Origin of the sequence: Rhizobium sp. YAF28 (assembly GCF_052113285.1) — a bacterium.
Taxonomy (GTDB): domain Bacteria; phylum Pseudomonadota; class Alphaproteobacteria; order Rhizobiales; family Rhizobiaceae; genus Rhizobium.
The window spans coordinates 189280-213517 of record NZ_JBFRCX010000004.1; the positions used below are offsets into that span (position 1 = coordinate 189280).

Sequence of the window (24238 nt, forward strand, 5' to 3'; positions counted from 1 at the left end):
ACGGAAAGGTCAGTTTGCGGTCGATTCCGCCGACCGATCATCGTTTCCGTCGCCGATGGGCGGCCCGTCACCATCCGCCTTGGCGCGGCGGCGGATTGCCTGGCGCTTGCGCGTGATGCGCACTCGCTTGATGCGACGCGGATCGGCATCGAGGATGTGGAATTCGAAATCCGACAGGGCCTGAACGACTTCTCCGCGCACGGGGATGCGCCCCAGTGCCGAGAAGATCAGGCCTCCCAGCGTATCGACCTCATCAATCTGCTCGCTGATGTCGAAATCCGGACCAATGGCTTCGGCAATCTCCTCGAGCTCGACGCGGGCGTCGGCAACGAAGACGTCCTCCGAAATGCGTTTGAACATGACTTCCTCATCGTCATGTTCGTCGTCGATATCGCCGATCACCATCTCCACAATATCTTCGTGCGAGGCGAGGCCGTCAGTGCCGCCATATTCGTCGATGACCAGCGCCATCTGTGTGCGGTTTACCTGCATGCGGCGCAGAAGATCGGATGCCAGCATGGAAGGCGGCACGAAGAGGATCTGTCTGATGATGCCGGTTTCGGCGAGCGTCTTCTGCAGGTCGACGCGTCCGAGATCGAAGTTCGGCTTGGCCGAGCGCGGCGCCTTCTGGATATTTTCCGGAGAGACCTCGATTGCGGGCGTGCTTGCCGCAGGCTTTGTGCCGCTGCGGCGCTTGTTGCGCGCCTGCTTGGCGACGTAGGAAAGAAGATCGCGGATATGCACCATGCCGCGCGGGTCGTCGAGCGTTTCGGCATAGACCGGCATGCGCGAACGGCCGCTTTCCTCGAAGAGGATCATCAGTTCGCCGATCGTGATGTTCTGGTCGACCGCCTCGATATCGGCGCGCGGCACCATCACGTCGGCAACGCGCACTTCGCGGAAGCGCAGGATATTGTGAAGCATCGCCCGCTCGTCGGGCGAAAAGGCGTCGGCTGCAGCCGGGTCGGTCATCAGCGCGTCGGCGATGTCTTCGCGCAGGCGCGAGCCTTGTTGCGGTCTCAAGATGCGCGCGGCGCGTGACCAGAAGGATTGCGGTCGGTGTCGACTACTGCCACCCTCATCGGAAGAGGAGGATTGCTCGGAGTCCCTGGCGTCTGACGCCGGCTTCGTTGAAAAGTCGCTCATGGTTCCATTTTAAGGTCTTGACCCTCGTAGGGGTCAGATAGGCCGAGTACTGCCAAAATGCGAGTCTCCAGCCCCTCCATAATTTCGGCTTCGTCATTATTCATATGGTCGTAGCCGAGCAGATGCAAGAAACCATGCACCATAAGATGGGTCAGATGATCGTCAAAGCTCTTTTCGAGCTCTTGCGCCTCGCGCTCGACCGTTTCCAGGGCAATGATGATGTCGCCGAGCATCGGACCAGGCATTTTGCCGGGTTTGACCGGAAAGGCCGGAAACGACAGCACGTTGGTCGGCTTGTCCTTGCCGCGCCATTCCGCATTGATGTCCTGGATGGAGGCATCGTCGGTGAAGACGAGCGAAACTTCCGGCGGCATCTTCGGGAAGGGTTGCTGTTCCTCTTCCCGCAGGTAAGTGACAGCCGCACCCAACACGCGTTCGCCAAGAGCATGCAATACATCTTCGGCGGGCCAGCCCGTGTCCTCGATGCTGATCTGTATGTCGAGCTCGGCCATCAGTCCTGCCGGCTGGCCTCTTCGTTTGCTGCGGTATAGGTCGCGTCATAGGCCTTGACGATGCGGCCGACGAGCGGATGGCGAACGACGTCGACATCCTTGAAGCGCACGATCGAGATACCCTCGACGTCGTTCAGGAGATGCAGCGCCTCTACAAGGCCGGATTTGACGCCACGCGGCAAGTCGATCTGGCTCGGGTCGCCGGTGATGATCATGCGCGAATTTTCGCCGAGACGCGTCAGGAACATCTTCATCTGCATCGCCGTGGTGTTCTGCGCCTCGTCGAGGATGACGGCGGCATTGGCGAGCGTGCGTCCACGCATGAAGGCAAGCGGCGCGATTTCGATGACGCCGGCGGTAATCGCCCGTTCCACCTTATCGCCGGGCATCATGTCGTAGAGCGCGTCATAAAGCGGGCGCAGATAGGGATCGACCTTCTCCTTCATATCACCCGGCAGGAAGCCCAGGCGTTCGCCGGCTTCGACGGCCGGTCTGGAGAGGATGATCTTTTCGACCGCGCCGCGCTCCAGCAGCTGGGCCGCATGGGCGACGGCGAGATAGGTCTTGCCGGTACCGGCCGGACCAACGCCGAACACCATCTCTGAGCGCTCGAGCGCCCGCATATAGGCATCCTGTGTCGGCGTGCGCGCGATGATCGTCTTCTTGCGCGTCGAAATCTGCGCCATCGTCAATTTGGCTTTTTTCTCCATCGTCGGTAATGTGAGCTGGTCGTCGGCGGCAACCGCCATGCGAATTGCGCCTTCAACGTCTGAACGCTCCACACTGCCGCCTTTCTGGAGTTTTTCATAGAGGTAATCGAGTGTGCGCCGCGCCTGATTGGTGGCCAGCACATCGCCGGTGATGACAACGGAGTTGCCGCGCGCCCGCGCATCGATATGGAGCCGCTGTTCCAGCAGCTTCAGATTCTGATCGAACTGTCCGAAAAGTTCGCTGGCGAACCGGTTGTTCTCGAACGTCAGGACGAAGTGATTGGCGTCGCTCGCAATGCGTGGGTGGCGCGGTGAAGTGGAAACCAATTCCTGTCCGTTCAAGCGGTCGAGCTCCTTGGGTTAGACCTCAGCCTCTGCGCGTTCGGCAAACAGGCTGTTGGTTCCGGTTCCTGTGATTCGCACTTTAATAATGTCACCGATTTGCGATGCTTTTGCATCAACATTCACGGACTGCAGCCACGGTGAGCGGCCAATAAGTTGGCCGGGCATACGGCCGGGCTTTTCCAGGAGAAGATCGATTTCCTTGCCGATGCAAGACTCGTTGAATTCCTGCGTCTGCTTAAGAAGCAGCGCCTGCAGGCGTTCCAGCCGTTCTGCCTTGATGTCTTCCGGCACCTGGTCCTTCAATTCCGCTCCGGGCGTACCGGGCCGCGTCGAATATTTGAACGAGAAGGCCTGTGCATAACGAACCTCCTCAACGAGTTTTAGTGTATCCTCAAATTCCCGGTCTGTCTCCCCCGGAAAGCCGGTAATGAAGTCGCCTGAGAGTGCGATATCGGGGCGGGCTTTGCGGATGCGCTCGATGAGGGAAAGATATTCGGCTGCCGTGTGCCGGCGGTTCATGGCCTTTAGAATGCGGTCCGAACCGGCCTGAACCGGAAGGTGCAGATAAGGCATCAGCGTGCGAAGGTCGCGATGAGCCTCGATCAGACGATCGTCCATGTCGCGCGGATGGCTGGTCGTGTAGCGAAGCCGCGCAAGGCGCGGGATTTCGGCAAGCCGGTAGAGCAGGTCGCCAAGGCTCCACTCTTCGCCCTTCGGGCCGACGCCATGCCAGGCATTGACGTTCTGCCCAAGCAGGGTGATTTCGCGCACGCCGCCATCGACGAGCTTCATCGCCTCCTCGACGATTTGTGCGACTGGCCGCGACACTTCGGAGCCGCGCGTATAGGGCACGACGCAGAAGGTGCAGAACTTGTCGCAACCTTCCTGAACCGTCAGGAAGGCGGTCACGCCACGGGCACGGATCTTCGGTGCCTCGGCGATCGGCAGGTGCTCGAACTTGTCCTCGATTGCATATTCCGTATCGATGACGCGGTGGCCTTCCTTGGCGCGGCGCAGCGCCTCCGGCAGGCGGTGATAGGTCTGTGGGCCGATGACCACATCGACAGCCGGCGCACGGCGCAGGATTTCCTCGCCTTCCGCCTGCGCTACGCAACCGGCAACACCGATCATCATCTCGCGGCCGTCGGCGGCCTTGCGCTTCTTCATCTCGCGCAGGCGCCCAAGCGCGGAATAGACCTTCTCGGCCGCCTTCTCGCGGATGTGGCAGGTGTTGAGCAAGACGAGGTCGGCCTCTTCCATATCCTCGGTCGTCTCATAGCCGTCGCGGGCAAGAGCATCGCTCATGCGCGTCGAGTCGTAGACGTTCATCTGGCAGCCATAGGTCTTGATGAAAACCTTGCGGCTGTTGGAGCCATCGCGGAGAGAAGCCTCCGGGGCCTGAAGAAGGGCGCTGTCCTGGGTCATGGCCCGTTATCTAGTGGTTTTTGACGCGGGAGAAAAGGGTATCTCGGATCAGTCGATCGCGCGGCCGCGCAGGCTGCGGTTCAGCAGGTTGCGGATGCGGGCAGCGATCGTCGCGCTGACTTCCTTGCGATTGGTCTTTTCGCCATATTCGATCGCCTCGCCGAAGGAGACTTCGGCATCGATCGCGCCGCATTTCATGATGTCGGTCAGATGCGGTAGGAGCTCGATATCGCCGGGCCATGCCGCAAGCGGGCGGTGATAGCGGCCCATGGCGATACCATGCACCTGCGTATAGGCGATAGAAACCGGCTGGACCATGACGCCGCCGGTCGGGGAATGGGGCACGGCCATTGCGGCAGCGCCGAAGAGCGACGATTTGACCTCCAGCAGTCGATTACCATCCGAGGTCGTTCCCTCGGGAAAAAGCACGACGATTTCACCGTCTGCCATGCGGCCGGCGATCTCGCTCGCCTGATGGCCGGTGCGGCGCTTTTCCTCCCGCACCACGAAGACGCTTTTCTGCAGCTTGGCGAGCGTGCCGAAAATCGGCCAGTCGCGCACCTCGATCTTGGCGATGAAGGCGACGTCGGCCACGGCCGACATGACCATGATGTCCATCCACGAAGAATGGTTGGAACAGAGCATCAGCGGCCGGCGACTCTCAAGCGTGCCGCGCACCTGAATGCGGATGCCGAGACAATAGCAGACGATACGATGCCAGCGCCGGGGCAGGGTGCGCCTGAGTCTCCAATCGAAACGCAGCGCCAGCACCTGTAGCGGCATGAGCAGGATGCTGACGACAATGATGACGGTAATGGCGAAGGCGATGCGCAGCCAGACGATCAAATGCGGCGCTCCCGGACTGCCATGATATCAGATTTCGTCTTTCTTCAGCGGGATGCCGTAGAGTTCCAGGCGGTGATCCACCAGCTTGAAGCCATGCTCGCGGGCGATCCGCTCCTGCAGCGCCTCGATCTCCGGCGAACGGAATTCGATGACGACACCTGTCTTCAGATCGATCAGATGGTCGTGATGCTCTTCAGGCACTGTCTCGTAGCGGGAGCGGCCGTCACGGAAATCGTGGCGGGCGATGATACCTGCATCTTCGAATAGCTTTACCGTACGATAGACCGTCGAAATCGAAATCTTGGCATCGACCTTGACGGAGCGGCGATAGAGCTCCTCGACATCGGGGTGATCTTCGGAGTCCTCGAGAATGCGCGCGATCACCCGGCGCTGCTCGGTCATGCGCATGCCGCGTTCAGCGCAAAGCTCCTCAAGGGTTTTGGCTACCTCAGTCATGGCTGCCTTCTCGCTATTCCTGCCGAGAAGGGAACTACCGAAGAACGCGCTTCATGACAAGCGCCGTGGAGGTAGCCCCATTGGCATCCTTATAATAGCCCTTGCGCTCACCAGCCATCTCGAAGCCAAGCTTGCGGTAAAGGCCGAGGGCGGCGGTATTGCCGTTATCGACTTCCAGGAACATGCTCTCACCGCCACGAAGGCGTGCTTCGCGCATGGCGGCCTGCATCAGCCGCCAGCCGAGGCCGGAATGCGCGACCTTCGCCTGCACGGCGACCGTCAGGATTTCCGCCTCGCCCGCCACCTGGCGCGCCAGGATGAAGCCCGGCAGCGTCTTTTTCAGGATGGCATTGGTCTGGCGGGCGACAAAGCCGAAGACGGTGCTCTGCGAAAGCAGGCTGTGAAATTCGCCGTCACCCCAAGGGCGGGCGAAGCGCTCGCCATGCAGGACGGAAACGTCGAGGCAATCCTCCGGCTCCATGGCGACGATTTCGAATTCCGGTTTCAGCGTCAGATAGGCTTCCAGCATCGTCATACTCTTGCAATCGCATACCCGGCCTGCGGTTTGGCATCGGGTCCGCGCAGATAAAGGGGCTTCGGCTTTCCGGCATTCGGGTCCGCGGCAGCACCGAGACGCGCCACGATGGAGATCGGGAAAGAGTTGGCGTATTCGCCCGTCGCATAGGGCTTCAGGATCGGGGTCGCCGAACCGGTGATCTCGCCGTCGAAACCGGTAGCGAAAGCCTGCGCTTCGGCAATGCTGACCGCCCGGGGCTCATCGAGCGATGAGCCGTCGGCTGCAAAAGACTGGAGATAGATTTCGTCCCGCTTGGCATCCATCGCCGCGAGCACTGCGCGGCCAGGCGTCTTTTCGCGCTGGGCGGCCGCCATCACTTCCAGCGTGGTGATGCCGACGGCGGGAATATTAAGGGAAAGCGCAAAGCCGCGGGCTGCGGCAACACCGACGCGGATACCGGTAAAGGAGCCGGGGCCGACGGTGACCGCAAGGCGGTCAACATCCGAAAGTGCGACGCCCGCCTGATCCAGCGCGCGGTCGACGATACCCATCAGATGTTCAGCATGCCCCTTGCCGATCATGTCCGATGCCTCCCCCAGCATCGTATTCCTGCCGCCATCATAAATAGCGGCAGCGCAATCCACACCTGCCGTGTCGAGCGCCAGAACGATCATGCCATCAATTTCCGAATAAACTATTGTCGCCTATCCATAAATCCGTCCGGCCGAACCCTAGATGAACGGCCGGACGAATCTTACAATTTAAGCGGCAATCACTTCCTGCACTTCCGGAACGAAATGGCGCAGCAGGTTCTGGACGCCGTGCTTCAGCGTTGCCGTCGAAGACGGGCAGCCGGAGCAGGAACCCTTCATATTGAGGTAAACCTTGCCGTCCTTGAAGCCGCGGAAGGTGATGTCGCCGCCATCCTGGGCAACAGCCGGACGCACACGCGTCTCCAGCAGTTCCTTGATGGTCAGCACGATCGATTCGTCACCTTCATCGAAGAATTCATCGCCGGCATCAATGTCTTCCGAGAGGATGGAGGCATCGCCCATGACCGGCTTGCCGGACATGAAATGCTCCATGATCGAGCCGAGAATAGCCGGCTTCAGATGCTGCCACTCGGCATCGTCTTTGGAGACTGAGATGAAATCGTAGCCGAAATAGACGCCGGTCACGCCTGGAATCTCGAAAAGGCGAGCGGCGAGCGGCGAAGCCTGGGCTTCATCGGCATTGCGGAATTCGGCCGTGCCGTTTTCCATTACGACCTTGCCGGGAAGGAACTTCTGCGTTGCTGGGTTCGGCGTGGCTTCGGTCTGAATGAACATCTCGCTCTCCATGCGGCGGGCCGTGGCCTCTGCCGTCTTTAGAATTCTTCAAAAGAAAATAAGCCTATTGCCCGACCGATTCAAGAGACTGATACTCAAGAAATGGCTTAACAGAGGGCGTCGATTTCTTCATTCGTCAGCGTGTCGGGAAGCACGGTGACAGGAATGGGAAAGGCAGCTCCACGTCCTGCGACGGACGAAACCAGCGGTCCCGGTCCCTCCTTAGCGGAGCCTGCGGCAAGCACGAGGATGGCGACGTCCCTGTCTTCCTCGATCACCGCATTGATCTGCTCAGCCGAATTGCCCTCGCGGATGACGATCTCCGGTTCGATGCCAATCGTCTCGCGCACGATTTGTGCGATCTTGGCGACAGTGGCTTCCGCCTCCTCGCGGGCTTCCGCCCGCATGATCTCCTCGACGCCAAGCCATTGCTGAAAATCGCCTTCCGGGATCACATAGAGCAGAACGAGGCCGCCATTGGAATTCTTGGCGCGCCGTCCGGCATAGTGGACGGCGCGTTGGCATTCGGGTGTCCCGTCTATCACCGCCATAAATTTGCGGCGATGACCTTCGAGCCGTGAGAGTCGCTTTGATACCATGATCCGAACTCTGACACCTGAGACCAAAAATTTGCAAGCCCCCGTTTTGCACGGGAGCTCTGCATGTCGATCGGACTAGTAGAGGAAGCCGATGATCTCGCGAAGTTCGCGCATCGTCACGTCGGCGCGTGCCCTTGCGCGTTCATTGCCGTTGCGCAGAATCGTGTCGATATGGCTCGTATCGTTCATCAGGCGGCGCATTTCGCCTGTTATCGGCGACAGCACCTGGACAGCGAGATCGATCAGCGCCGGCTTGAATACGGAGAACTGCTGGCCGCCAAATTCGGCGAGCACCTGTTCCCTCGTCTTGTCGGCGAGTGCGGCATAGATCGAGACGAGGTTTTCAGCCTCCGGCCGGTTTTCGAGACCGGCGATTTCGCTCGGCAAGCCATCCGGATCGGTCTTGGCCTTGCGGATCTTCTTGGAGATCGCGTCCTCATCGTCCATCAGGTTGATGCGCGAAAGATCCGACGGATCGGACTTCGACATCTTCTTCGTGCCGTCGCGCAGCGACATGACGCGCGGCGCCGGCCCGCCGATCAGCGGTTCGACCATCGGGAAATAGGCATGCACAGGCTCGTCGCCGACGGTGATGTCGATCCCGTAATTCGTCTTGCGGATATGCGAGGCGTAATCGAGATTGAACTTCATCGCGATGTCACGCGTCAGCTCGAGGTGCTGCTTCTGATCCTCACCGACGGGCACATGCGTGGCGCGGTAGACGAGAATGTCGGCAGCCATCAGGCTCGGATAGGCGTAGAGACCGAGCGAGGCCTGCTCGCGGTCCTTGCCGGCCTTGTCCTTGAACTGCGTCATGCGGTTCATCCAGCCGAGGCGGGCGACACAATTGAAGATCCAGGCGAGTTCGGCATGCTGCGGTACGGCGGACTGATTGAAGACGATATGCTTTTCAGCGTCGATGCCGGAAGCGATGAAGGCGGCTGCGATCGAGCGCGTCTGCGACAGCATGTCCTCGTGGACGAGCTGCGCGGTCAGCGCATGAAGATCGACGACGCAATAGATGCAGTCGTTGCCGTCCTGGAGCTGCACGAAGCGGCGGATCGCGCCGAGATAATTGCCGAGATGCAGATTGCCCGTCGGCTGAACGCCGGAGAATACGAGCTTCTTGAATTCGCCCATGATGTTGTCCTCGATTAGGCTGGTGGAGGGCCCCAGGGCCAAAGGCCCATGTTGCTAACGCGGGCGCTTATGCACGCGCTCCCGGTCGCAATCAAGAGGCGGTGGGCGCAGCGTGTTGAATGAGGTCGAAGGTGTTGCCGTAAGGATCCGAAAAGACCGCAACGGTGCCGTAAACCTCATGTCGCGGTTCCTCCAGAAAGTGAACGCCGGCATCAAGCATCGCTGCGTGATCGCGCGCAAAATCGTCGGTCTTGAGGAAGAAGCCGACACGCCCGCCGGTCTGATTTCCGACAGCAGCTCGCTGCGCTTCATTTGCCGCCTGCGCCAGTAGAAAGGCCGCGCCATCCCCGCCCTTTGGCTTGACGACGACCCAGCGCTTGCCTTCCGGCTGTACTTCGTCCTGAAGGCATTCGAAGCTGAGGGCCTCACAATAGAAGGCCTTGGCGCGGTCATAATTATCGACAACGAGGGTGACGAGAAACAGAGATTGGATCATGAGATCTCCAGATTCGGACGTTTATTCCATTTATATGCAGAAAAGTGCCCGGTTTTACGCCAAATTGATCAGTGTGTTTAGCTAAAACTGAGTATAAAATTTCACAGAAAAGCTTTCTTTGAACTGAAAATCCTCTCGCCGGGCTGGCGGCCCCAAGGGGCCGTCGGGATAACCGATCGGAGGGACCATGCAGAACGCTAGTTTGCTCGCCATGGCAGGCCTTTTCGCCCTACAATCAGCAACGACGGCCGTCGGTCAAGATAATCGACGGCAGACCAGTCAGCTTCCCAAATACGAGACGCGTATTGCTTACACGATGCAGACCGTCAGCGTTCGCGCCGGCTGCTTCCCGGAGCGATTGCGGGTGGTCTTGTCGCACATCGCGGCAAAGACCGGACGACGGCCGATGATAACTTCGGGCTTCCGGCCACATCCCCGCCGCCACGGTTCCATGCACGGGAAATGCCTTGCGGCTGATATCCGGATTCCCGGCGTGTCAGAGCGCACGATCGTCGCCGCTGCGAAAACCGCACCCGGCATCGGAGGGATCGGCACCTATTGCAATGGCATCGTCCACGTCGATGTCGGGCCGCAGCGACGATGGGTGGATTGCTAAAGCAATTCCAGCAAAAGTGCGCAGCGGTTTTGCGTCCGGAATTGCGAAAAAAGGGCGCTAGGCATCTTTCGCCGGCGCCGGCTTGCGGTTGAGGTTGCGGCGGATCATGCCGAGGTCCGCCCCGCCGATGAGGAAGGCGGTCGCGAAATAGACGACCATCGAAATCGCAATCAGCAGACCAAGCGTGCCGGCCTTGGTCAGAAGCGGTGCGCCCGAGGCAAGCCAGGGCGCCCAGTGCTGCTTGAGGTAGAAGATGACCGCGCCCATGACGGCAGAGGCGACGACCAGCAGGACGGCGCGTTTGGCAAGCGCCCATTCCCATGTGAGATGGCCGCGGCGCAGAAGTGTCGTGAAGAGCAGGACGGTGCTGATCCAGCCGGCCGTGGCTTCGGCCACCGCGATGCCGGGCGCGCCGATATAGGGAAAGAGCGTCAGCGCCGTTGCACAGTTGACCGCGACGGCAACCGCAGAGAAACGCATGGGCGTCTTGGTGTCCTCGCGGGCATAAAAGCCCGGCTGCAGTGCCTTGATCAGCACGAAAGCCGGCAGGCCGATGCCGTAGATGGCGAGAATCGAGCCGACGATGAACGTGTTCTCCTGGTGGAAGGCGCCACGCTCATAGAGCACGCGGATGATCTCGTCGGAGAGAATCCAGAGCGCGAAGGCGGCAGGAATCGTCATGAACAGCACGAATTCGATCGAGCGGTTCTGCAGATAGCCCGCTTCGCGCAACGCCCCGCCCTTGAGTGCGCGGGCGAGTTCGGGCAGCAGCACCACACCGACGGCGACGCCGACGACGCCGAGGGGAAGCTGGTAGATTCGGTCGGCATATTGCAGGGCTGCAATAGCGCCTTCGCGCGAAGAGGCGATTGCCTGGCCGATGAGCTGGTTGATCTGCGTAATACCGCCTGTGACGGCCGCTGGAACGGCAAGGATCAGCAGCCGCTTGACGTTCGGTGTCATCTTCGGGAAGCGGAAGCCGATGCTCATGCCGGCATGCAGGACACCGAGATAGACGACGGCGAGCTGCAGAACGCCGGCTGCCAGCACGCCCCAGGAAAGATACCAGGCCGTCGTCAACGGTTCGGCGCCGGTATAGAGCGCGTAGAACAGCGCGCCGATCATCACCACATTGAGGAAGATAGGCGCGACGGCCGCGGCGAAGAAGTGATGCAGCGAATTTAGCATGCCGCTCATCATCGCAGTCAGAGACATGCACATGAGATAAGGGAACATCACTGCCGCCATGCGGATGGTGATGTCGAATTTCTCGGGGTCATCAGCAAAACCCGGCGCGATGACGAAGCGCACAAGCAGCGGCATGGAAAGCTCCATCACGATGGTGATGAGCAGCAGGACGGAGAACAGAACACCGAAGACTTCTTCCGAAAAGCGCTTGGCACCATCAGTGCCGTTCGCCTCGATCTCCTTGGCGAAGAGCGGCACGAAGGCGGCGTTGAAAGCGCCTTCGGCAAAGAGCCGACGGAAGAGGTTAGGGAAGCGGAAGGCGGCATAGAAGACGTCGGCCATCGGCCCGGTACCGAGAGCGGCGGCCATCAGCGTTTCGCGGGCAAAACCGAAGATGCGGCTTCCGAGCGTGGCGCCGCCGACCGTGGCGAATTTCTTGACGAGGCTCATGCGGGGAAATCGGCTTTCTTTTCGGCGGCGGTAGCGGCAGGGGCGATGATCCCTGATGGCATGCGTTCGCGCAGTTCGTCCTGCTCCTCGGCCATGACCGCTTTCATACGGGCAGTGATATTGGCGCGCTTGCTGTCACCGGAGATCTTCTGGCCGACAAGATCGGTGACGTAGAAAGTATCGATCACTTTTTCACCGAAGGTGGTGATGCGGGCCGACTGGATGTCGAGCGACAGATCGGACAGGACGGCAGTCATTTCCGACAGCAGGCCGGGCCGATCGAGGCATTCCACCTCGATGACCGTGAACTTGTTCGACAGGCTATTGGTGATCGCCACCGACGGCGGAATGATGAAGGCCTTGCTCTTCTTGCGGTTCTTCGCGCGGGTTGCGATCACATCGGGCAGGCGCTTGCGGCCTGACAGCACGTCCTCGATCATCCGGCCGATCGTGCCGGCGCGGCGAAGCTCGTCCTCGTCGTTCGGAAACTCGCGGCTGACATGGATCGTATCGAGCGCCCGGCCATCCGAGGTCGTGAAGATCTGCGCATCGACGATGTTGGCGCCGGCTGCCGCACAGGCTCCGGCAATGACGGCGAGCAGGCGCGGATGGTCGGGCGAGAGAACGGTGATTTCGGTGATCGCGTGGAAGCTGTCAGTGCGCACCGTGGTTGCCAGCGCCTGGCCGGCTTTGTCCGCCTGGCGGATGAAATGCGCATGGCGGATCTGGTCTTCCAGCGGCACGGAGAGCAGATAGGGCTGGTAATGCAGCTTGGCGTAGGTGCGGCGATCCTTCTGTGGCCAGTCGGCAAGCGCCGCATAAAGCGCTTCGGCGGCAGCCTGGGCGCGCTCCTTACGCGACACTTCGGAGAAGCCGCCGGCAAGCAGCAGTTCCGTCTCGTAATAGAGCGTGCGCAGCAGCTGGCCCTTCCAGCCGTTCCACACACCCGGTCCGACGGCGCGGATGTCGCAGATCGTCAGGATCATCAGCATCTTCAGGCGGTCAAGAGACTGAACGCGGTCGGCAAAGTCGGTGATCGTCTTGCGGTCCGTCAGGTCGCGCGTCTGGGCGACCATCGACATGGTCAGATGTTCTTCGATCAGCCAGACGACGATCTCAGTCTGCTTCTGCGACAGGCCGAAGCGGGCACTGAGCTTGCGGGCGACACGCGCGCCGGCGATCGAATGGTCTTCCTGACGGCCCTTGGCGATATCGTGTAGCAGTACGGCGACATAAAGCGCCTCGCGATCCTCGATATGCGGCATCAGCTTGTTGGCGAGCGGATGCAGCTCCTCCGCCTTGCCCTTATCGATCTCAGTGAGAACATCGATGGCGCGGATCAGGTGCTCGTCGACTGTGTAGTGATGATACATGTTGAACTGCATCATCGCGACGATCTTGCCGAATTCGGGAATGAAGCGGCCAAGCACGCCGGCCTCGTTCATGCGCCGCAGGATGAGGGCGGGATCGCGCTTGGAAGTGAGAATCGACAGGAAAAGCCGGTTGGCCTCGTCATTCTCGCGCAGGTCGTTGTTGATGAGGCCGAGCGAACGCGTGACGCGCTTCAGCGCATCGGGATGGAATTCCAGCCCATTGATATCGGCCACATGGAACAGGCGGATGATGCTGACCGGATCGCGCTTGAAGACATCGGGATTGGCAAGCGTAATGCGGCCGCGATCTTCGACGAACTCGACGCTGCCGGGGATCTTGCGATTGCGGTGGGTAAAGCGGTTGATGACGCCCGTCAGACCCGGGATCGACTTCGCCTGCTGGTCTTCGAGCGCGGCGCAGAGGATGCGCGTCAAGTCGCCGACATCTTTAGCCACCAGGAAGTAGTGCTTCATGAAACGCTCGACGGCCGAAAGGCCGGGGCGGGAATGATAGCCGAGCGCCTCGGCGATCTCGCGCTGGATATCGAAGGAAAGACGTTCCTCTGCTTTCCCGGTCAGGAAATGCATGTGGCAGCGCACGGCCCAGAGAAAGTCGTCGGCCTTCTCCAGAAGCCGGTATTCCTGCTTCGACAGCACGCCGAGCGGCACCAGATCGGCCGGGTCGCGAACATGATAATAATATTTCGAAATCCAGAAGAGCGTGTGCAAGTCGCGAAGGCCACCCTTGCCCTCCTTGACGTTCGGCTCGACGAGATAGCGCGTGTCGCCGGCCTTGCGGTGGCGTTCGTCGCGTTCGGCAAGCTTGGCGGCAATGAATTCCGGCCCCGTGCCGGTGACGATTTCCTTGTCGAAGCGGGATTCCAGCTCCGTCTCCAGCGACTTCAGGCCGCAGATGTAGCGCATCTCCAGGATGGCGGTGCGGATGGTCATGTCGGACTTGGAAAGCGCGATACATTCCTCGACGGTGCGGGTCGCATGGCCGACCTTGAAGCCCATGTCCCACAGCATGTAGAGCATGAACTCGACGGCTTTATGCGTCTCTTCCGCCGGCTTCGGCAGGAAGAGAAAGAGCAGATCGATATCGGAACCCGGTGCCAGTGTGTCGCGGCCGTAGCCGCCGACTGCCGTGACTGCGAACTTGTCCTTCTGCTTCGGAAAGACATGCGCCGTGGCGAAATTATAGAGAATGGTGATGATCTGGTCCTGCAGCCAGGAAATGCGGTGGGCGCAATCAAGCCCGCCGCCCTGGGCGTCAAGCAGTTCACGCGCCTTCTTGCGTCCCTCGACGCTGGCTTTCTTCAGAGCGGCAAGAAGATCGTTTCGCAGCACGTCGGGACGGTTGCGGTTGGCTTCGGCAATGGCGTCACATTGCCCCTGCAGCAATTCCACATCGAGGATTTCGGAGAAATCGATGTCGTGCGTCGCCATCGGCCGGGGGCTTACCTCTTCGGTCCGGGTCGCTTGCTCATGGCGCGCCTCTTGTTTGATCTGCATGCGCTATAGCCTCTTTGCCCGCGGATTGACACAGGCCTCCATATTCCATGAACCTTTAAATTTGGCGAAATGGTGTTGGCAAGCCGTCGGCCGCGGACGCTTTGCCGCAAGTCCTTAGGCTGAAGCCTGCGTCAGCAGCGTATCGAGAACCTGCCGCGTTTCACTCATGATGCCATTGAGCGTCGCCTTGTCGCATTCGCGGTATCCGGCGTCAATGATTGCACTGCTGAGCTCGCCGATCTTCAAGCAGGAGCCGGTAATCTTCGCCATGCCGATCGGCGTATTCCAGCCGCGCGCCTCCAGATTACCATCAGATTGTTTCATAATCTCCAGCATCGAGACGATGACGGAGAGGCGCTGGGTTTCCTGAAGCAGTTTTTCCATGAACATCGGGGAATTCCTACTTCATCTTTTTCTTGAGATCGTAGAGCGCATCGAGCGCCTCGCGCGGTGTCATATCGTCGAGGCTCATCGCCTTCAGGGCCTCCTCGACCTTGGACGGCCCGCGGGTCGCCTCCTCGCGGCGCACTGCGACCTGGAAGAGCGGCAAGTCGTCGATCAGCTGGCTTGCCGGGTTCTTGCGGTCGGCATCCTCAAGACGGGTCAGCACGTCGCGCGCCCGCGCCACGACCGAAGCTGGCAGACCGGCGAGCCGCGCGACCTGAATGCCGTAGGACCGGTCGGCTGCCCCTGGACCGACCTCATGCAGGAAGATCACGTCGCCGTCCCATTCCTTCACGCGCATCGTTGCGTTCGATAGCCGGGCAAGCTTTTCGGAAAGCACGGTCAGCTCATGGAAATGCGTCGCGAAAAGCCCGCGGCAGCGGTTGGCTTCATGCAGATGCTCGACAGCAGCCCAGGCGATGGAAAGACCGTCGAAGGTCGCAGTGCCCCGGCCGATCTCGTCGAGAATGACCAGCGAGCGCTCGCTCGCCTGATTGAGGATCGCCGCAGTCTCGACCATCTCCACCATGAAGGTGGAACGCCCGCGCGCCAGATCGTCGGATGCGCCGACGCGCGAGAACAGCCGGTCGACGATGCCGATATGCGCTGACGTCGCCGGCACGAAGGAGCCCATCTGCGCAAGAATGGCGATCAGCGCATTCTGGCGCAGGAACGTCGATTTACCGCCCATGTTCGGGCCGGTCAGCAGCCAGATCGCCCCATCCTTGCCGTCGGAAACCGGAGACAGGTCGCAATTATTGGCGACGAACGGCCCGATGGACTGCCGCCGCAGGGCCTGTTCGACGACAGGATGACGCCCGCCCTCGATCGCAAACATCTTCGAGCCATCGACCAGCGGCCGGCAATAGGCCTGCTCTTCGGCAAGCAGTGCCAGACCTGCAGCGACATCGATGACGGCAAGCGCCCGCGCACCGGCCTTGATCGCTTCGGCCTCGGCAACAGTCGCTTCCGTCATCCGGTCGAAAGCTTCGAGCTCGATCTGCAGTGCGCGGTCGGCGGCGTTAGCGATGCGGCTTTCGAGATCGGCAAGCTCGGTCGTGGTGAACCGCATGGCATTTGCCATCGTCTGCCGATGGATGAAGCGAGCCTTCGCCTCGGCCGTATCGGTCATCGGCCCGGCATTGCCGGCCGTCACCTCGATAAAATAGCCGAGAATATTGTTGTGCTTGATCTTCAGCGACTTGATGCCGGTCTCCTCGGCATATTGCAGCTGCAGGCCGGCAATGACGCGGCGCGACTGGTCGCGCAACGCGCGTACCTCATCGAGATCGGCATTGGCGCCATCGCGCAGGAAACCGCCATCGCGTTTCAGCAGCGGCAGTTCTTCGGCAAGAGTGTCCGCAAGCAGGGCTTCGAGCTCCGATGGCAGAGCCTGCAGGCCCATGCGCGCCTGTTCCAATTCTTCCGGCAGCAGCGCGCTTCCCAGGAGATCGGCGATATGCGTGGCAGCGCCGAGTCCCTGCCGGATCGCCCAGAGATCACGCGGGCCGCCGCGGTCGAGCGCCAGGCGGGAGAGCGCCCGCGGCATGTCGGGTACGTGTTTCAGTGCATCGCGCAGGTCGCCACAGAGCGAGGGTTCCTGCATCAGGAAGCCTATCGAATCCAAGCGCTCGTTGACGCGGGCGGGATCGGTGAGCGGCGACATCAGTCGTTCGGCAAGCAGCCGCGCTCCGCCACCGGTGGTCGTGCGGTCGATCGCCTTCAGCAGCGCACCATTGCGATCACCGGAGAGTGTACGCACAAGTTCCAGATTGGCGCGTGTGGCCGGATCGATGAACAGCGTCGAGGCGCCGCTCTCCCGTTCCGGTCTGCCGAGCGGCGGCCGTTCGGCAATCTGCGTCTTCTCCACGTAGGCGATGGCGGCTGCCGCGGCTGCAAGCTCGGCGCGCGAGAAACTTCCAAAACCGTCGAGCGTCGAAACGTCGAAGTAGCGCGCTATACGGGTTTCTGCCGTCGCGCTGTCGAAAAGCACAGCCGGTTGTGGAACGGCGGTGCGGCCGAGTACATCGAAGACCGATTTCAGTTCGCCGTCATAAAACATCGTATCCGGTACGATGAGTTCGCGCGGATCGATGCGCAGGATATCGGCGAGCAGTCGCGATGCATCGGTTTCCGCCAACCGGAAGACGCCGGTGGAAATATCGATCCAGGCAAGCGCCAGCACCGGCTCGGAAGTACCGCGGATACGCGACAGCGTCATCAGATAGTTCGATTCCGAGGGCGAAAGCAGCTTTTCCTCGGTAATGGTGCCCGGTGTGACGAGGCGGACGACATCGCGCTTGACGACGGATTTCGCCCCCCGCTTCTTGGCTTCCGCCGGGTCTTCCACCTGCTCGCAGACGGCGACGCGATAGCCGAGCGCAATCAGCTTCTGCAGATAATCGTCGGCCGCATGCACAGGCACGCCGCACATCGCAATATCCTGCCCCATATGCTGGCCGCGCTTGGTGAGCGTGATGCCGAGCGCGCGCGAAGCCTCGAGCGCATCCTCGAAGAACAGCTCGTAGAAATCGCCCATGCGATAGAAGAGCAGCGAATCCGGATTGTTCGCCTTGATCTCGATAAACTGTTCCATCATCGGCGTCGCCGAGGCGCGGCTTTCTTCAGTCGCAAGCTCGGCTGCCGAGAAGGCTTCGTTTCTGATGTCTATTCGTGCGTTCACGGAGGTGCAGTTTTTCCCAAAAAAACAGGTGCCAACCCTATCCGCGCGCCGCTATAGATGACAACAGCAATTGGGGAAGAGGAAAACGTCACCCACAGACGTTTGGAGGAGGCATGTCCCAGATGGAGAAGAAAGAACGGCCGGTGACCTCTGTTACCGATCAGGAAGCGCTCGAATTTCACGCGATGGGTCGGCCCGGCAAGCTGGAGATCAACCCGACCAAGCCGATGGCGACGCAGCGCGACCTCTCGCTGGCCTATTCTCCCGGTGTCGCGGTGCCGGTCAAAGCCATCGCCACCGATCCGGCCACGGCCTATGATTATACGACCCGCGGCAATATGGTTGCCGTCATTTCCAATGGCACGGCCATTCTCGGTCTCGGCAATCTCGGCGCGCTTGCCTCCAAGCCGGTCATGGAAGGCAAGTCCGTACTCTTCAAGCGTTTCGCCGATGTCGATTCCATCGACCTTGAAGTCGATACGGAAAATGTCGACGAATTCATCAACTGCGTGCGTTTCCTCGGTCCGTCCTTCGGTGGCATCAATCTGGAAGACATCAAGGCGCCGGACTGTTTCGTCATCGAAAGCCGTCTGCGCGAACTGATGGATATTCCTGTTTTCCATGACGATCAGCACGGCACCGCGATCATTGCCGCCGCCGGCCTCATCAACGCGCTGGAACTGACCGGCCGCGATCTCAAGACCACCAAGCTCGTCTGCAACGGCGCGGGTGCTGCCGCCATCGCCTGCGTTGAACTCATCAAGTCGATGGGCTTTGCGCCTGAGAATATCATCCTCTGCGATACCAAGGGCGTCATCTATCAGGGCCGCACCGAAGGCATGAACCAGTGGAAATCGGCGCATGCGGCAAAGACCGATACACGCACGCTCGAAGAAGCCATGAAGGGCGCAGACGTCGTTTTCGGCCTGTCGCAGAAAGGCGCCTTCTCCGAGGAGATGATCCGCTCCATGGCCGACCGGCCAATCATCTTCGCCATGGCCAACCCCGACCCGGAAATTACGCCCGAGGAAGTTGCTCGTGTTCGTGATGACGCCATTATGGCGACCGGCCGTTCGGACTATCCGAACCAGGTCAACAACGTGCTGGGCTTTCCCTATATCTTCCGCGGCGCCCTCGATGTCCGCGCCTCGACCATCAATGATGCGATGAAGATTGCCGCTGTGAAGGCACTCGCCAGCCTTGCCCGTGAAGACGTGCCCGATGATGTTGCGGCTGCCTATCAGGGCAATCGTCCGCGTTTTGGTGCGCAATACATCATCCCGGTTCCCTTCGATCCGCGCCTGATATCCGCCATTCCGGCCGCCGTTGCCGAAGCGGCGATCGAAAGCGGCGTCGCCCGCAAGATCATCACCGACATGGCTGGCTACAAGCGAGAGCTGTCGGCCCGCCGCGACCCGATCGCCTCCACACTCGCCAGCCTCTATGAGCGCGTGCGCCGCCATCCGAAGCGCGTGGTCTTTGCCGAGGCCGAGGAAGAGCAGGTGATGCGCGCCGCCATGTCTTACGCCAATCAGCAGCTTGGCACCGCGATCCTACTCGGCCGCGAGGATCTGATCCGTGCAACGGCCGAACGCGCAGGCATCGACCTCAATCGTCCAGGCCTCGAGATCGTCAACGCCCGTATCTCGACCCGCGTCGAGGCCTATATCGATTATCTCTATGCCCGCCTGCAGCGGAAGGGCTATTTGCACCGCGACGCGCAGCGCCTGATCCATAATGACCGCAACCATTTCGCTGCCACCATGGTGGCGCTTGGCGATGCCGATGGCATGGTGACGGGCATTACCCGCAACTATTCGACGGCACTCGAAGATGTGCGCCGCTGCATCGACCATAAGCCGGGCCATCGAGTGATCGGCGTGTCGATCGCGCTTTGCCGCGGCCGCACGGTCTTCGTTGCCGACACTGCGGTTCACGATATGCCGACGGCCGAGGAGCTTGCCGATATTGCCGAGGAGGCCGCAGGTCTCGCACGCCGCATGGGCTACCAGCCGCGCGTCGCGTTGCTCGCCTATTCCACCTTCGGCCATCCCTCGGGGGAGCGTTCCGAGCGCGTCCGCGAAGCTGTAAAGATCCTCGACAAGCGTCGCGTCGATTTCGAGTATGATGGCGAAATGGCCGCCGACGTTGCCCTGAACCGTAAGGTGATGGAACAATATCCTTTCTGCCGCCTCTCCGGTCCGGCCAACGTCCTCGTCATGCCGGCATTCCACTCGGCATCGATCTCGACGAAGATGCTGCAGGAACTCGGCGGCTCGACGGTCATCGGACCCATCCTCGTCGGCCTCGACAAGGCGGTGCAGATCACCTCGATGGGCGCCAAGGACAGCGATATCGTCAACATGGCTGCGATTGCGGCCTATGCTGCCGGTTCCTGATAAGTAATAGAGGCGGACCGCTAGTGTGGTCCGCCTCAGACGGGCTTAGCCTGCAAAAGCGATCAGATTTCCATCCGGATCGCATACGATGAATGTTCGCGCGCCCCAGGGTTCCAGCCTCAGCGGCTGATGAAACGGAACGCCGTTTGCGGTGTATTCGAGAAAAAGCGCCTTCACGTCATCAAGCGTAATCGTCGCCGAGAGGATATCCCTCTCGCGCTGGCGAAGCTCCGGATGGAAGGCCGGCATGTCAACGTGCCGGAGATTGAGCCTCGCCGCACCGCGAACGACCTGCGCATAAAAGGGCGGTTCGCCATAAATGAAGGCGAGGGCGAAGCCGAGCTTCTGTGTGTAGAAATCGCAGGCGGCCTGGATATCGCTCACGAAAAGCTGCGGCTGGGCATCGAGCAGCGTCGGTTGGGATGTGGATTTTTGTTCGGCTGTTGCACTCATGTCGGCGAGACCCTTTTTCAGCGCCGCCCAGCTTTCGAATCCCTGCTGCGCCGCCACCAGTTCCTGCGCATCCGCAAGCTTGAACTCAAGCTCGAGGATTTGCCGGTCACTGAGATGGCGGTAGCGGGCAAGCCAATAGCGGATTTCCGCTGCAACAGGATAATAACGATCCTGATGCCACCGTTTGAACCGCTTAGCTTTCTTCCTGAGATTTTCGAAATTCGGCATGGCGCAAGGTTTTGATGTTGTAGGCGGGCATAGCCCAGCCGGCACCATTGCCGATGCGCCCTACTGAAAACGCCGAAAGAGAATGAATTGGCGAGGCACCGCCGTCAAGCGGCAGCCGTCAGCTTGCAAAACGGCCTGCATCCGCACCGTAATAATTGAGATACCGGTCGGAAATGCTTGATATCGGCAGCACGATCAGCACGTCGGTCGTGTTGAACGCCTGATCGACGACAGCGTGGGAGCCGACCATTGCGCCGAGGCGCAGGTAACCCTTGATGAGCGGCGGCAGCGCCATCAGCGCCCTTTTCGGGTTGACACCTTCAGCCGGCATCAGATCCATGTCGCGCGCCAGATGCGGCAGCGCGCTGACGGCCCATTCATCCTTGGCGAGTACGCTGTGATAGAGGAAGGAAAGAGCCAGCGCATGACTTTCCGGGTAAACGCCCGGGAAGGAAGCGCAGCCGAACATGGCGCTCATGCCGTGCTTCAGCGCGTAAGCCCAATTACCCTGCCAGAGCAGTTCGACGATGCGCTTGGTGCGGTATTCCGGCAAAACGCAGGAGCGACCGAGCTCCATGAAGCGCTTGTCGGGGTGGCGGGCAATGAGCTCGTTGATCGCAAATTCCGAAGCCGAGTAAAAACCGCCATTGGCCATGGCGACGTCCTGTCTGAGCAGGCGGTAGGTACCGACGATCTGGTCTTCGGCATCGCCCTCGATCGAGCGGTCGAGAACGAGAAGGTGGTCGCAGAAGGCGTCATAGGCATCGAAGTCCCGCTCGCGGCGCATGGCGTCCGCTGGCAGCTGAGCCTTCATTTCCTCGACGAAAACGCGGTAGCGCACGGCCTGCGCGGCATCGATCTCACGCGCGCTGCAGGCAAGGCGGGTCTCTAAATTGCCGATGCGGCCGAGAATGTCGCCTTCCTTCGGGGCGGCGGCCGTCGATGGCCGAGCGGCCTCGGCAGTGGCGTCACAATTAAGGATGTCAACAGACATGGCGATTCTCCCGTCTCCGGCCTATCACACGCCATAAAACACTTATGTACGACAGGAAAGTGACATACCGAATTTGTGCACGCAAGAAACGTGCCGTTTTCCCCAGCTTTAGCGCGCCTCAGCCCGGCGGGCTGAAAGAGCAACAACCGCCTGTACTTCGGTGAGCAGCCTGACCGGATCCACCGGTTTCACCATGACGCGATTGGCGCCGTTGAGCAAGACCTGTCGCCGCGATTCGTCGCTCTTGTCCGCAGTCAAAACGATGACCGGAATCGGTTGAAGATCGAGCCGACGTTCGTGTCCGCGCAGGCGTCCGAGCATGTCGATACCGTTGCCGCCGGGCATGGAAAGATCGCTGATGATGATGTCGGGCCTGTCGTCACCAAGGGCACAATCGAGCAGGGTTTCGAAATCATCCACATGCCTGACGGAATGGCCGCCTTTTTCCAGCATGACGCGCACCAACATGGCGTTGATCGGATCGTCCTCGCCGAGGAGGACGGAAAGGCCGTCGCCCACCGCCGTCCGTTCTGCAATGGACGGGCCGAGGCCGGGCTGGTTGTCGTTCAGAGCATCGCGCTTCTCCATGCCACGCATGCGTCCGCGCAGCACGTCGATCAGCGACTGCTCGCGCAGCGGCCGGATCAGCCACGCATCGAAGAGGTCGAGCGAATAGGAGTTACGCTCTTCCGGATTGACGAGCAGCACCTTGCGCAGGCCGAGTGCCGCGATCTCCGTGCGGTCGGCGATATGCAGCGAGAATTCCTCGGACATGCGGTGATCGACGATGATATCGGTCGGCCGCTCGCCGTTGCGGGCGAGCGACAGCAGGCTCTCGCGCGCCGCCTCGCCGCCAGCGACGAGGTGGCAGCGCCCGCCGAGCGTCGTGATCGTCTCGGCAATCGCCGTGCGCGCTGCACCCGCCGGGGCAAGCAGCACGATACTGTTTCCCGCCAGCAGTGCATTCCTGGTGGCTTTATCCTCTTCCGAAAGTTCGACGGGGAAGCGAATGGTGAACTGGCTGCCCTTGCCCCTCTCGCTTGCAACTGTCAGCGAACCGCCGAATTCACGCATGATGCGGGCGGAGATTGCAAGGCCGAGGCCCGTGCCGTTGCTCTTCTGGGCAAGCGAGCCGCCCTGTTCGAATTCCCCGAATATGCGCGCCTGTTCCTCCGCCGTCATGCCAGGCCCGGTATCGTTGACGGTAATCGACAGCTCGCCAGCCGCCCTGGAGACACGGATGAAGACGCCGCCGGTCTGCGTGAATTTCACCGCATTGCCGATGACATTGAAAAGCACCTGCCGCAGCCGCGCCGGATCGAAGCTCATCAGCTCCGGCACATCGGCAGAGACCGTAGCGCCGATCTCGATACCCTTTTCATGGGCGCGGTGCGCCAGCATTTCCACGACGCTTTCGACGAGCTTGCGCAGCGATTCCGATCTCGGGCGGAGTTCGAAACGGCCGACCTCGATGGTGGAGAAGTCAAGCAGATCCTCGACCAGCTGCGTCAGCGCATGGCCGGACTGGCGGATGCTGGTCAGATAGTTCTGCTGTTCCTGCGTCAGCTTCGTTTCAGAAATCAGATGCGCCATGCCGAGAATGCCTGACAGAGGCGTGCGGATTTCGTGGCTGACCGTGGCGAGCAGCCGCGATTTGGCGGCGCTGTTATATTCTGCCTTCTGCCGTGCCTCCTCGCGGCTTTCGGCGGCAAGCCGCTCTTCGGTCACGTCGCGCGCGATGCTCTGCAGAAGCAGGCGTCCGTTTGCCGGATCACGGGTCACGACATCGTGCCAGAGAAAGATGCGCTGTCCTGCCGGTGTCGAAATCTCCACATCGTATCGATGCGGCTGCGGGCCGGGACGGAAGGCAAGGCCGATCTCCTCACAGGTCTGGCCTTCGGGTTTGGCGCGCCCGGTAAGGCTGCGGAACGTCTCGTTGGTGCCGATGATGCGCCGGTCCATCATGCGGGTGACGACGATATCGCCGAGCACGTCATGGACCGTGCCGAGCAGGCCGGTTGCATCGACGCGTTCCGTCGTCTCCGGGCTACGGCCGCCGGGCCGGTTTCCGTTTCTGAAAAGAAGGGCAAGATAGCCTGCAATCGCGGCGATCAGGATGAGGCCGAGGACTGCCATGAGCGGACCGCCCCAATGAGAAAGCAATAGCAGCAGGATCGCCGAAATGAGCCCTGCTCCGCCGAGCCAGTGAAAGAGCAATGGATGCAGGGAGCGAAGGGTAGCCGGCGACGTCAATTCACCCGCCGTCCGGCCTCGATAGGCCCTAACGGCGGCTCCGCCAAACGCGGCGGACAATCGTTCCTGTAGCTGCGCCATACTCTGCATGCAGTTCAGCTAACATATTGCCCGTTCCGAAT

Annotated in this window: 21 protein-coding genes; 2 read left to right on the forward strand and 19 right to left on the reverse strand. The window is 60.8% G+C overall.

Features of this window, described 5'->3' with window-relative positions:
• Nucleotides 1–9: 9 nt before the first annotated feature.
• The 12 genes from AB4Z13_RS10985 to AB4Z13_RS11040 all read right to left on the reverse strand — a co-directional run bounded on the left by AB4Z13_RS10985 (nucleotide 10) and on the right by AB4Z13_RS11040 (nucleotide 9520).
• Complete coding sequence (locus AB4Z13_RS10985) at nucleotides 10–1146, reverse strand: hemolysin family protein (RefSeq protein WP_113323562.1); 1137 nt, start codon at nucleotides 1144–1146, stop codon at nucleotides 10–12.
• On the reverse strand, nucleotides 1143–1658 hold the full coding sequence (gene ybeY, locus AB4Z13_RS10990; protein WP_113323563.1) for an rRNA maturation RNase YbeY: 516 nt from the start codon (nucleotides 1656–1658) through the stop codon (nucleotides 1143–1145). Before ybeY ends, AB4Z13_RS10985 begins: the two co-directional genes overlap by 4 nt.
• Complete coding sequence (locus AB4Z13_RS10995; protein WP_113323564.1) at nucleotides 1658–2710, reverse strand: PhoH family protein; 1053 nt, start codon at nucleotides 2708–2710, stop codon at nucleotides 1658–1660. The genes ybeY and AB4Z13_RS10995 overlap by 1 nt, the downstream gene beginning before the upstream one ends.
• Nucleotides 2711–2728: 18 nt before the next feature.
• Nucleotides 2729–4138, reverse strand: coding sequence for a tRNA (N6-isopentenyl adenosine(37)-C2)-methylthiotransferase MiaB (miaB, locus tag AB4Z13_RS11000; RefSeq protein WP_310379451.1), 1410 nt, complete (start codon nucleotides 4136–4138; stop codon nucleotides 2729–2731).
• Nucleotides 4139–4186: 48 nt separating this feature from the next.
• Complete coding sequence (locus AB4Z13_RS11005; protein ID WP_439013934.1) at nucleotides 4187–4984, reverse strand: lysophospholipid acyltransferase family protein; 798 nt, start codon at nucleotides 4982–4984, stop codon at nucleotides 4187–4189.
• Nucleotides 4985–5011: 27 nt separating this feature from the next.
• The gene (locus AB4Z13_RS11010) at nucleotides 5012–5440 is read right to left on the reverse strand and encodes a Fur family transcriptional regulator (protein ID WP_007814920.1); all 429 of its coding nucleotides are present in this window, start codon (nucleotides 5438–5440) and stop codon (nucleotides 5012–5014) included.
• 34 nt (nucleotides 5441–5474) lie between these two features.
• Nucleotides 5475–5975, reverse strand: a complete 501-nt coding sequence (locus tag AB4Z13_RS11015) for a GNAT family N-acetyltransferase (RefSeq protein WP_439013935.1) — start codon at nucleotides 5973–5975, stop codon at nucleotides 5475–5477.
• Nucleotides 5972–6631, reverse strand: coding sequence for a tRNA (adenosine(37)-N6)-threonylcarbamoyltransferase complex dimerization subunit type 1 TsaB (gene tsaB / locus AB4Z13_RS11020; protein ID WP_439013936.1), 660 nt, complete (start codon nucleotides 6629–6631; stop codon nucleotides 5972–5974). Before tsaB ends, AB4Z13_RS11015 begins: the two co-directional genes overlap by 4 nt.
• An 87-nt stretch (nucleotides 6632–6718) precedes the next feature.
• Nucleotides 6719–7285 (reverse strand): NifU family protein, encoded by a 567-nt coding sequence (locus tag AB4Z13_RS11025; protein ID WP_007814928.1) that lies wholly within the window; start codon nucleotides 7283–7285, stop codon nucleotides 6719–6721.
• Nucleotides 7286–7392: 107 nt separating this feature from the next.
• Entirely contained in the window at nucleotides 7393–7884 is a 492-nt protein-coding gene (locus AB4Z13_RS11030; RefSeq protein ID WP_007814929.1) for a universal stress protein, read from the reverse strand.
• 75 nt (nucleotides 7885–7959) lie between these two features.
• Nucleotides 7960–9024, reverse strand: coding sequence for a tryptophan--tRNA ligase (gene trpS, locus AB4Z13_RS11035; protein ID WP_439013937.1), 1065 nt, complete (start codon nucleotides 9022–9024; stop codon nucleotides 7960–7962).
• Nucleotides 9025–9115: 91 nt separating this feature from the next.
• Nucleotides 9116–9520 (reverse strand): VOC family protein, encoded by a 405-nt coding sequence (locus AB4Z13_RS11040; protein ID WP_439013938.1) that lies wholly within the window; start codon nucleotides 9518–9520, stop codon nucleotides 9116–9118.
• A gap of 187 nt (nucleotides 9521–9707) precedes the next feature.
• Here AB4Z13_RS11040 and AB4Z13_RS11045 point away from each other — a divergent pair, with 187 nt between their 5' ends.
• Nucleotides 9708–10136, forward strand: a complete 429-nt coding sequence (locus AB4Z13_RS11045) for a YcbK family protein (RefSeq protein ID WP_113323570.1) — start codon at nucleotides 9708–9710, stop codon at nucleotides 10134–10136.
• A 57-nt stretch (nucleotides 10137–10193) separates the two neighbouring features.
• On the opposite strand, the gene murJ is transcribed toward AB4Z13_RS11045, so the two are convergent.
• From murJ to mutS, 4 genes are all read right to left on the reverse strand, one after another.
• Nucleotides 10194–11774 carry a murein biosynthesis integral membrane protein MurJ gene (gene murJ, locus AB4Z13_RS11050; protein ID WP_439013939.1) on the reverse strand — a complete coding sequence of 527 codons (1581 nt, stop codon included), beginning with the start codon at nucleotides 11772–11774 and terminating at the stop codon, nucleotides 10194–10196.
• On the reverse strand, nucleotides 11771–14662 hold the full coding sequence (locus AB4Z13_RS11055) for a [protein-PII] uridylyltransferase (protein ID WP_439013940.1): 2892 nt from the start codon (nucleotides 14660–14662) through the stop codon (nucleotides 11771–11773). Before AB4Z13_RS11055 ends, murJ begins: the two co-directional genes overlap by 4 nt.
• A 114-nt stretch (nucleotides 14663–14776) precedes the next feature.
• Nucleotides 14777–15052, reverse strand: coding sequence for a hypothetical protein (locus tag AB4Z13_RS11060; protein WP_113325054.1), 276 nt, complete (start codon nucleotides 15050–15052; stop codon nucleotides 14777–14779).
• Nucleotides 15053–15062: 10 nt separating this feature from the next.
• Nucleotides 15063–17789: a DNA mismatch repair protein MutS gene (mutS, locus tag AB4Z13_RS11065; protein ID WP_439013941.1), complete on the reverse strand. Its 2727-nt coding sequence runs from the start codon at nucleotides 17787–17789 to the stop codon at nucleotides 15063–15065.
• 113 nt (nucleotides 17790–17902) lie between these two features.
• Between mutS and AB4Z13_RS11070 the strand changes: the two genes are divergently transcribed.
• On the forward strand, nucleotides 17903–20188 hold the full coding sequence (locus AB4Z13_RS11070) for an NADP-dependent malic enzyme (protein ID WP_113325056.1): 2286 nt from the start codon (nucleotides 17903–17905) through the stop codon (nucleotides 20186–20188).
• 45 nt (nucleotides 20189–20233) lie between these two features.
• Here AB4Z13_RS11070 and AB4Z13_RS11075 read toward each other — a convergent pair whose 3' ends face one another.
• From AB4Z13_RS11075 to AB4Z13_RS11085, 3 genes are all read right to left on the reverse strand, one after another.
• The gene (locus tag AB4Z13_RS11075; protein ID WP_310379427.1) at nucleotides 20234–20869 is read right to left on the reverse strand and encodes a bleomycin resistance protein; all 636 of its coding nucleotides are present in this window, start codon (nucleotides 20867–20869) and stop codon (nucleotides 20234–20236) included.
• Between the two features lie 118 nt (nucleotides 20870–20987).
• Nucleotides 20988–21863 carry a GNAT family N-acetyltransferase gene (locus AB4Z13_RS11080; protein ID WP_439013942.1) on the reverse strand — a complete coding sequence of 292 codons (876 nt, stop codon included), beginning with the start codon at nucleotides 21861–21863 and terminating at the stop codon, nucleotides 20988–20990.
• A gap of 108 nt (nucleotides 21864–21971) precedes the next feature.
• A complete protein-coding gene (locus AB4Z13_RS11085) occupies nucleotides 21972–24206 on the reverse strand; it encodes an ATP-binding response regulator (protein ID WP_442206004.1) in 2235 nt (744 codons plus the stop codon).
• Between the last annotated feature and the right edge of the window lie 32 nt (nucleotides 24207–24238).

Bases quoted from the DNA above. Each gene is read 5' to 3' on its own strand.
- AB4Z13_RS11030 (WP_007814929.1), bottom strand. From the start codon at position 7,884: ATGGTATCAAAGCGACTCTCACGGCTCGAAGGTCATCGCCGCAAATTT.
- AB4Z13_RS11015 (WP_439013935.1), bottom strand. From the start codon at position 5,975: ATGACGATGCTGGAAGCCTATCTGACGCTGAAACCGGAATTCGAAATC.
- trpS (WP_439013937.1), bottom strand. From the start codon at position 9,024: ATGGGCGAATTCAAGAAGCTCGTATTCTCCGGCGTTCAGCCGACGGGC.
- AB4Z13_RS11010 (WP_007814920.1), bottom strand. From the start codon at position 5,440: ATGACTGAGGTAGCCAAAACCCTTGAGGAGCTTTGCGCTGAACGCGGC.
- AB4Z13_RS11025 (WP_007814928.1), bottom strand. From the start codon at position 7,285: ATGTTCATTCAGACCGAAGCCACGCCGAACCCAGCAACGCAGAAGTTC.
- AB4Z13_RS11060 (WP_113325054.1), bottom strand. From the start codon at position 15,052: ATGTTCATGGAAAAACTGCTTCAGGAAACCCAGCGCCTCTCCGTCATC.
- ybeY (WP_113323563.1), bottom strand. From the start codon at position 1,658: ATGGCCGAGCTCGACATACAGATCAGCATCGAGGACACGGGCTGGCCC.
- miaB (WP_310379451.1), bottom strand. From the start codon at position 4,138: ATGACCCAGGACAGCGCCCTTCTTCAGGCCCCGGAGGCTTCTCTCCGC.
- tsaB (WP_439013936.1), bottom strand. From the start codon at position 6,631: ATGATCGTTCTGGCGCTCGACACGGCAGGTGTGGATTGCGCTGCCGCT.
- AB4Z13_RS11070 (WP_113325056.1), top strand. From the start codon at position 17,903: ATGTCCCAGATGGAGAAGAAAGAACGGCCGGTGACCTCTGTTACCGAT.
- AB4Z13_RS11075 (WP_310379427.1), bottom strand. From the start codon at position 20,869: ATGCCGAATTTCGAAAATCTCAGGAAGAAAGCTAAGCGGTTCAAACGG.
- AB4Z13_RS11045 (WP_113323570.1), top strand. From the start codon at position 9,708: ATGCAGAACGCTAGTTTGCTCGCCATGGCAGGCCTTTTCGCCCTACAA.
- AB4Z13_RS11080 (WP_439013942.1), bottom strand. From the start codon at position 21,863: ATGTCTGTTGACATCCTTAATTGTGACGCCACTGCCGAGGCCGCTCGG.
- AB4Z13_RS10985 (WP_113323562.1), bottom strand. From the start codon at position 1,146: ATGAGCGACTTTTCAACGAAGCCGGCGTCAGACGCCAGGGACTCCGAG.
- AB4Z13_RS11085 (WP_442206004.1), bottom strand. From the start codon at position 24,206: ATGCAGAGTATGGCGCAGCTACAGGAACGATTGTCCGCCGCGTTTGGC.
- murJ (WP_439013939.1), bottom strand. From the start codon at position 11,774: ATGAGCCTCGTCAAGAAATTCGCCACGGTCGGCGGCGCCACGCTCGGA.
- AB4Z13_RS11055 (WP_439013940.1), bottom strand. From the start codon at position 14,662: ATGCAGATCAAACAAGAGGCGCGCCATGAGCAAGCGACCCGGACCGAA.
- AB4Z13_RS11040 (WP_439013938.1), bottom strand. From the start codon at position 9,520: ATGATCCAATCTCTGTTTCTCGTCACCCTCGTTGTCGATAATTATGAC.